Below are 7,149 nucleotides of genomic sequence, written 5' to 3'. Positions count from 1 at the left end.
GGCGTCGGGGCTGTGCAGGCGCGCATCGTAGCCGATCACCTGGCCGGGGCGGGTGTTGGCCTCGATCCAGGCCGGGACCCCGCCGACCACCAGGTCGCAGATCTCGAACAGGGCGGCGTCCACCTGGGCCCGAACCTGGATGGTGTAGCGGCCATCCACGAAGACCGCGGCCCGGTCGGCCATCACGATGGCGGCGCCGGCCGAGCCGGTGAAGCCCGTGGCCCAGGCCAGCCGGTCGTTGGCGGCGGGCAGGTATTCGTTCTGATGCTCGTCCTCGTGGGGCACGAGCAGGCCGTCGAGCCCCTGGGCGGCCATGGCGGCGCGGATGCGGGGCAGGTGGCGGGACCCGTAGGACGGATCGGCGGACTCTTTGAAGCTCTGGCGCATGAGCGCTATCTAGGCCCGACTTGTGGGGTGCGCAAAGGCCGCAATCTTGCGGTTTGCGGCAAGCTCGGCTACGAGCCGCCCATGGTTCGCGCTGAGGCTCTCGCTTGCTCCAATTCCAACGATCCCACCGGGGTCGTTCGAATGCGCACGCCTTGAGCTGACGCCGCCTCGAACCAGACCCCGCCAACATCGGTCGGGGTCTGGCAAGACCTCGAACCCGCCCAACCCTCCTGAATCGGATCGTTCCCGTGTCCACCCCATTCTGGCTCCCCATCGAGACTGAGCGGCTTTTGCTGCGCGACTTCCGTGAAGACGACTTCGACTCCATCCACGCCTACGCCACCGACCCGGAGGTGGTGCGCTACATGCCCTGGGGCCCCAACACCCTGGAGGTCACCCGAGAGGTGCTGGACCGCAATCTTGAACGGCAGAAGACCTGGCCGCGGGAGGAGCTGAGCCTGGCCGTCGAGGTGAAGGCAACGTCTGAAATGATCGGCTCCATCTCTCTGCACGACGCCAACAGCGACAACAGCGCCGTCGGCTATTGCTACAGCCGGGACGCGTGGGGGAAGGGCTATGGGACCGAGGCGGCCCGAGCCCTAGCGCGGATCGCCTTCACGGAGTTGGGCCACCACCGCATCTGGGCCACCTGCGACGCCCGCAACCAAGGCTCCTATGCGATCATGGAGAAGGTGGGGATGCGCCGCGAGGGCCATATGCTGAAGAACCTCAAGGCCCGTGACGGCTGGCGCGACAGCTATGTCTACGCGCTGCTGGCTGACGAATGGCGCGCGGCCAATCGCTAATAACATCCGGGTATAATTGACGAAGGCGGGTCGCCGCTGTAGGGAGCCTGGCTCACGTCGAGGATGAGACCGTGGACAAGCAACGCCGCCGAGACACTGCCCATGCCTGGAAGGAGGGTCGCAAGTCCCGGGCGGGGATCTTCCGCGTGGCCTGCACGCCTGCGGGGAAGGCCTGGCTGGGCGTGAGCCGGAACCTCGACGCCCAGCAGAACAGCATCTGGTTCAGCCTCCGGCACGGCGGCTCGCCCAACCGCGAGATGCAGGCGGCCTGAAAGGCCCACCTGGTTAATCAGAAGTTGCAGGAACGCCTGCGCTTGTGATGCGCTGAGCTTGGTGCAGGGCTGGTCGTGGCCTGATCCCTCAGGGCCGCTCAAGCACCAGGGTCGCCCAGGCGTCGCGGTGGATGCGGCGCAGCAGGCGGAACCCCCGAGAGCGGTAGGCCGCCAGCACCCGCCGCTCCTGGGTGCGCAGGAGGCCCGACAGGATGGCGACGCCGCCGGGGCGCAGGGCGCCGCGGATGTCCTGGGCCAGGGCGACAAGAGGCGGGGCCAGGATGTTGGCGAAGACCAGGTCGTAGGGCGCCGCCGAGCGCACGCGTCGGTGGCCGAGGCCCGAGGCGTGGACGAACTCGGCCCGGGCGCCGTTCAGGGCCGCATTCTCCCGGGCGATGCGGACGGAGGGGGCGTCGATGTCCGTACCGCGCGCCAGGCGGGCGCCCGTTCGGGCGGCGGCGATGGCCAGCACGCCGGTGCCGGCGCCGACGTCCAGCACCTTGCCGAAGCGGCGGGCCTTGATGAGGTCGTTCCAGGCCTGGAGGCAGCCGACCGTGGTGCCGTGATGGCCTGTGCCGAAGGCCGCCCCGGCCTCGATCCGCAGGGCCACGGCGTTGGCGGGAACCTGGCCCAGGTCATGGGCGCCGTAGACGAAGAAGCGCCCGGCGCGGACGGGGGGCAGGCCGGAGAGGGACATGGCCAGCCAGTCCGCATCGGCCAGGTCCTCCACCGTGACGATCAGGCCGGGCTGGGCGGTCAGCCGGGCCTTCAGGCCGTCAGCTTCCTCGGTCGTGGTGGGGAAGGCGTCGATCCGCCAGACGTCGTGGTCCTCGTCCTCCTCCAGGATGGAATAGGTCGTTCCCTCGAACAGCGGGTCGGCGTCGAGGCTCGCGGCGGCGGCCTCGGCGGCGGCGCGGGGCCCCCGGGCGATGATCTGGACGGCGTCGTCACTCATTCGCCCTCCTTAGGGCGCTCCGGCGGGGAAGGCGAGGGCCCCGGCGCGGAGGCCGGCGGCGCGGGTGCGATGGCCTCCGCCGGAGGCCCCGGGGGCGGGGCCGCCTCGGCGGCGGGCTGAGGCTCCTCCCAGGCGGGGGGCGGCGGGACATAACCCGAAGGCGGTTGGAGGGAGTCCGTGCCGACCACATAGTCCGGGACCGGGCCAATCCCGGTCCATCCGCCGCCGCTCCATCCCCCTGTGGGGTCGGCGCCGCCGAACGGGCCGTCCGGAGGACCGGTGAAGCCGGGCGTCTCGAAGGCCGGATCTGGCCGGAAGTCGGCAGGCTGAGGCCGCAGCAGGGCGCCCGCGATCAGGCCGAGGCAGGCGAAGGCCGCCGCGCCCGCCAGCTCGATCTTCATGCGGCGCGGCGCACGGCCCGCTCGATCAGGTCGCAGACCTTCGGGATCAGGGGCGCGGGGATGTTGTGGCCCATGGCCTCCAGCACGTGCATCTCGGCGCCGGGGATGCAGGCGGCGGTGTCGTGGCCGCCCTCCACCGGCACAAGGGGATCGTCCGCCCCATGGATCACCACCGTGGGGGCGGTGATGCGGCGCAGGGCTTCCCGGCGGTCACCGCTGCCGAGGATGGCCGCATACTGGCGCAGGAAGCCGACGGGGTAATAGGCGCGCCGGAAGGACTGCTCGATTCCGGCGCGCTCGGCGGCCTCGTCCAGGACCCCGGCGGGTCCCGCCATCACCCTGGCCGAGGCCAGGCCATGGTCGAGAAAGGCCTCGAGGTCCGTGTGCGGATCCGGGCCCCGGTTCACGAGGAAGGCCACCGCCTCGGGCCTGGCCGGCGGCAGGCCCGGATTGCCGGTGGTGGACATGATCGAGGTCATCGAGCGCACCCGGTGTGGGTGCTCGGCCGCCAGCATCTGGACGATCATGCCCCCCATGGAGGCGCCGACCACGTGGGCGGAGCCGAAACCCAGGCCCTCGATGACGCCCGCCGCGTCGGCGGCCATGTCGGAGAGGAAGTAGGGCACGTCCGGCCGCCGGCCCTCGCGCACGGCCTTGGCGACGTCGCCGATGCTGGGCGGCGGAACGTCGTCGAACCGGTGCGACAGACCGACGTCGCGGTTGTCGAACCGCACCACGCGATAGCCGCGCCCGGCCAGGTCGCCGACCATGTCCATGGACCAGCGGATCATCTGGGCGCCCAGGCCCATGACCAGGACGACAGGCTCTCCGCCCTCGGGTCCGTGGATGTCGTACTCGATCTCGATTCCGTTCGCGGTCAGCCTGGCCATCCGTCTCTCCCTGTCAGGGGCGGCACGATGGCGCGGCGGGCGCCCGCCTGCAAGCGGCGGCTGGGCCTCAGGCCTTCGCCACGAAGCTGTCGAGGACCTTCTTCTCGCCGGCCTTGTCGAAGGCCACGGTCAGCTTGGAGCCCTCCGCCGCCAGCACCCGCCCATAGCCGAACTTCTGGTGGAAGACGCGGTCGCCCCGGGAATAGGCGCTGGACTGGGGGTCTGAGACCGCCAGGAGCTTGCCCTCACCTTCGATCACGGCCTTGCGGTTGACGGGGGCCGCGGGCCGCCCCCGGTCCTGGGCCCGCCGCCAGCCGGGGGAGTCGTAGCCGGAGCCGAAGGCCGGGGTCTCGTCCCAGCGGCTGGCCGCCGCCTGCATGCCGGGTCCGCCGCTGAAGTAGCCGGTCTCGGAGACCGCCTCGACGTGCGCCTCCGGCAACTCGTCGACGAAGCGGCTGGGCAGCTGGCTGGTCCAGCGGCCATAGACCAGGCGGTTGGCGGCGAAGGAGATGCGGGCCGATTTCCGCGCGCGGGTCAGGCCGACATAGGCGAGGCGCCGTTCCTCCTCCAGGCCCTTCTCGCCGGTCTCGTCCAGGCTGCGCTGGGAGGGGAAGACCCCTTCCTCCCAGCCGGGCAGGAAGACCAGGGGAAACTCCAGCCCCTTGGCCGAGTGCAGGGTCATGATCTGCACGGCGTCGGCCTGGGGCCCGCGGTCCATGTCCATCACCAGGGAGACGTGCTCCAGATAGGCTGAAAGGGTGTCGAAGGCGTCCATGGACTGGACGAGCTCCTTCAGGTTCTCCAGCCGGGTCTGGGCGGTGGGGGTGCGGTCGGCGCGCAGGGCGTCGGTGTAGCCGCTTTCCTCCAGTATGGTCTCGGTCAGGCGGGCGTGGTGGGTGTCGCGGGACAGGGCCGTCCAGCGGTCGAGGTCTCGCAGGAAGCCCGAGAGGGCGGTGCGGGTTCGGGCGGGCAGTTCGTCCGTCAGGGCGGCCTCGCGGGCGGCGGCCAGGGCCGAGACGCCCGAGGCCCGGGCGATCTGGAACAGCTTCTGGACGGAGGCCTCGCCAATGCCCCGGCGGGGGGTGTTGACGATGCGCTCGAAGGCGAGGTCGTCGTCCGGCGACTGGACGAGGCGCAGGTAGGCGTGGGCGTCGCGGATCTCGGCCCGCTCGAAGAAGCGCGGCCCCCCCACCACCGTGTAGGGGATGGACATCAGGACGAAGCGCTCCTCGAAGGCGCGCATCTGGAAGGAGGCCCGCACCAGGATGGCCATGTCGCGGTAGGCGAGGGGGGCTTCGTCGCGCTCGCCCCGGTGGGCCCGCTCGATCTCCTCGGCGACAAGGCGGCTTTCAGCCTCGCCGTCCCAGACGCCGCGGACCCGGACCTTGGCTCCGCCCTCCGCCTCGGTCCACAGGGTCTTGCCCAGCCGGCCTCGGTTGGCGGCGATCAGGCCCGAGGCCGCGCCCAGGATGTGGGCGGTGGAGCGGTAGTTGCGCTCGAGCCGAATGACCTTCGCCCCCGGGAAGTCCTTCTCGAAGCGCAGGATGTTGTCCACCTCGGCGCCCCGCCAGCCGTAGATCGACTGGTCGTCATCGCCCACGCAGCAGACATTGCCCCGCGACTGGCCCAGCAGGCGCAGCCACAGGTACTGGGCGACATTGGTGTCCTGGTACTCGTCGACCAGGATGTAGCGGAAGCGGCGGTGGTACTCCTCCAGGATGTCCGGTCGGGCCTGGAGCAGGGTCAGGTTGTGAAGCAGGAGGTCGCCGAAGTCGCAGGCGTTCAGCACCCGCAGGCGATCCTGGTAGGCGCGGTAGAGCTCCTGCACCCTGTTGCCGGCGAAACCCGCCCCCTCGCCGGAGGGCAGCTTCTCCGGCGTCCAGCCACGATTCTTCCAGTGGTCGATCAGGCCGGCCAGGGCCTTGGGAGTCCAACGCTTCACGTCGATGTTGGCCGCCTCCATCACCTGCTTGATCAGGCGCTCCTGGTCGTCGGTGTCGAGGATGGTGAAGGTGGACTTCAGCCCCACGATCTCGGCGTGCCGGCGCAGGATCTGGGCGGCGATGGAATGGAAGGTGCCCAGCCAGCGCAGGCCCTCGGCCTCGGGCCCGAGGATGGCGGCGAGGCGCTCGCGCATTTCCCGCGCCGCCTTGTTGGTGAAGGTGACGGCCAGGATCTCCCAGGGCCGGGCCCGGCCCGTGGCCAGGATGTGGGCCAGGCGCGTGGTCAGGACCCGGGTCTTGCCCGTGCCGGCGCCCGCCAGCACCAGCACGGCGCCTTCGACGGCCTCCACGGCCTCCCTCTGCTCGGGGTTCAGGCCCTTGAGGTAGTCTGGCTCGGCCCCGGCGCGCAGGCCCGCGCTGGCCCTCTGGCTGAGGGTGAGGCCGCGCCCCGCCTCCGGCCCGCCGAGTGATTCCGTCTCCGACATGCGAACGGATGTAGCACGCGCGGCGCGGGCGGTTCAGCCCTTCGCCTGCAGGGCGGCGATACGACAGGCGGAGGCGAGGGGGCGGGCTCCCCGACCGGCGTCGATCTCGGCCACCAGGGCGGCCAGTCGCAGACCCCTGGCGGCGGCGAGCGCCTCCAGCGCCGTCCAGAATTCCGGCTCCAGCGCCAGGGAGGTGGCGTGGCCGGCGAGGTTGAGGGAGCGCTTCCTGAGGGTCATGTGTCGGCAGGCATACAGCATGTCGGCGAAGGGCGGCAGACCCTTGAAACCGGACCCGTGCGGCGCTACTTCCTTTTAACTTAGCAGTGTTTAGTGGACGCCATGACCGCCGACGTTCTGACTGCCGACAGGCCGCTTCCCGCCCCCCGCCGCGACTGGGGGGCCGCCTTGCGCGCCCTGCGGCGCCTGCTCCGCAACAAGGAGGACACCCGCCAGGTCTTCGAGATCATGCGGGCCCTGTCGGGCGACTCCACCAACAAGTGCTATCAGCGGCTCTGCTCGACCTTGCAGGGCGGCCGCATCGCGTACGAGCGCCAGGAGTTCGCCCACCGGCTGATGGATGACGCCTGGCTGGACACCTTCCCGCAGGGCTCGGTCGGCGCGGCCTACCGCCACTTCATCCGCTCCCAGCAGATCTCGGCCGATGGCCTCGCCGATGTCAGCCGTGAGGGCGCCGGCGAGATTGACGCCCCGCATCCGGTGGCCTGGATGGGCCGGCGCATCCGCGATGTTCACGACGTCTGGCACGTGCTGAGCGGCTACGGCCGCGATGGCCTGGGCGAGGCCTGCCTGGTGGCCTTCTCCTATCCGCAGACCCGCAGCCTCGGCTGGGCCCTGATCGCCCTGGGCGCAATCTCCCGCACCCGCGGCGGTCGCTATCCCTACGTGCGCGCCATCTGGCAGGGCTACCAGCGGGGGAAGTCGGCGAAGTGGCTGCTAGCCCAGGACTACGAGGCCCTGTTCGCCGAGCCCCTGGACCAGGCGCGCCAGCG

General features: G+C 70.9%; 9 protein-coding genes. 3 read left to right on the top strand and 6 right to left on the bottom strand.

Annotation, left to right across the window (positions count from 1 at the left end; genetic code table 11):
- Window positions 1–387: aminopeptidase P family N-terminal domain-containing protein (locus IM632_RS00590; RefSeq protein ID WP_296551913.1), on the bottom strand; the 387-nt coding region annotated here is incomplete at its 3' end.
- Window positions 388–635: 248 nt separating this feature from the next.
- Here IM632_RS00590 and IM632_RS00585 point away from each other — a divergent pair.
- Both IM632_RS00585 and IM632_RS00580 read left to right on the top strand, forming a co-directional pair.
- The gene (locus IM632_RS00585; RefSeq protein ID WP_296479987.1) at window positions 636–1,193 is read left to right on the top strand and encodes a GNAT family protein; all 558 of its coding nucleotides are present in this window, start codon (window positions 636–638) and stop codon (window positions 1,191–1,193) included.
- A 71-nt stretch (window positions 1,194–1,264) separates the two neighbouring features.
- The gene (locus IM632_RS00580) at window positions 1,265–1,465 is read left to right on the top strand and encodes a GIY-YIG nuclease family protein (protein WP_296479988.1); all 201 of its coding nucleotides are present in this window, start codon (window positions 1,265–1,267) and stop codon (window positions 1,463–1,465) included.
- Window positions 1,466–1,553: 88 nt separating this feature from the next.
- Here the strand turns inward: IM632_RS00580 and IM632_RS00575 are convergent, their stop codons facing one another.
- From IM632_RS00575 to IM632_RS00555, 5 genes are all read right to left on the bottom strand, one after another.
- The gene (locus tag IM632_RS00575; protein WP_296479989.1) at window positions 1,554–2,420 is read right to left on the bottom strand and encodes a 50S ribosomal protein L11 methyltransferase; all 867 of its coding nucleotides are present in this window, start codon (window positions 2,418–2,420) and stop codon (window positions 1,554–1,556) included.
- Window positions 2,417–2,821: a hypothetical protein gene (locus IM632_RS00570; RefSeq protein ID WP_296479990.1), complete on the bottom strand. Its 405-nt coding sequence runs from the start codon at window positions 2,819–2,821 to the stop codon at window positions 2,417–2,419. Before IM632_RS00570 ends, IM632_RS00575 begins: the two co-directional genes overlap by 4 nt.
- The gene (locus IM632_RS00565; protein WP_296479991.1) at window positions 2,818–3,711 is read right to left on the bottom strand and encodes an alpha/beta hydrolase; all 894 of its coding nucleotides are present in this window, start codon (window positions 3,709–3,711) and stop codon (window positions 2,818–2,820) included. Before IM632_RS00565 ends, IM632_RS00570 begins: the two co-directional genes overlap by 4 nt.
- A 67-nt stretch (window positions 3,712–3,778) precedes the next feature.
- The gene (locus IM632_RS00560) at window positions 3,779–6,139 is read right to left on the bottom strand and encodes a UvrD-helicase domain-containing protein (RefSeq protein WP_366817171.1); all 2,361 of its coding nucleotides are present in this window, start codon (window positions 6,137–6,139) and stop codon (window positions 3,779–3,781) included.
- 33 nt (window positions 6,140–6,172) lie between these two features.
- The gene (locus tag IM632_RS00555) at window positions 6,173–6,376 is read right to left on the bottom strand and encodes a ribbon-helix-helix domain-containing protein (protein WP_296479992.1); all 204 of its coding nucleotides are present in this window, start codon (window positions 6,374–6,376) and stop codon (window positions 6,173–6,175) included.
- 102 nt (window positions 6,377–6,478) lie between these two features.
- On the opposite strand from IM632_RS00555, the gene IM632_RS00550 reads away from it, so the two are divergent.
- Window positions 6,479–7,149 (top strand): Coq4 family protein (locus tag IM632_RS00550; RefSeq protein ID WP_296551912.1); only part of this gene is annotated, 671 nt, incomplete at its 3' end.

The organism is Phenylobacterium sp. (assembly GCF_020402505.1).
Lineage (GTDB): Bacteria > Pseudomonadota > Alphaproteobacteria > Caulobacterales > Caulobacteraceae > Phenylobacterium.
This window is presented reverse-complemented; position numbering and strand designations above follow the sequence as displayed.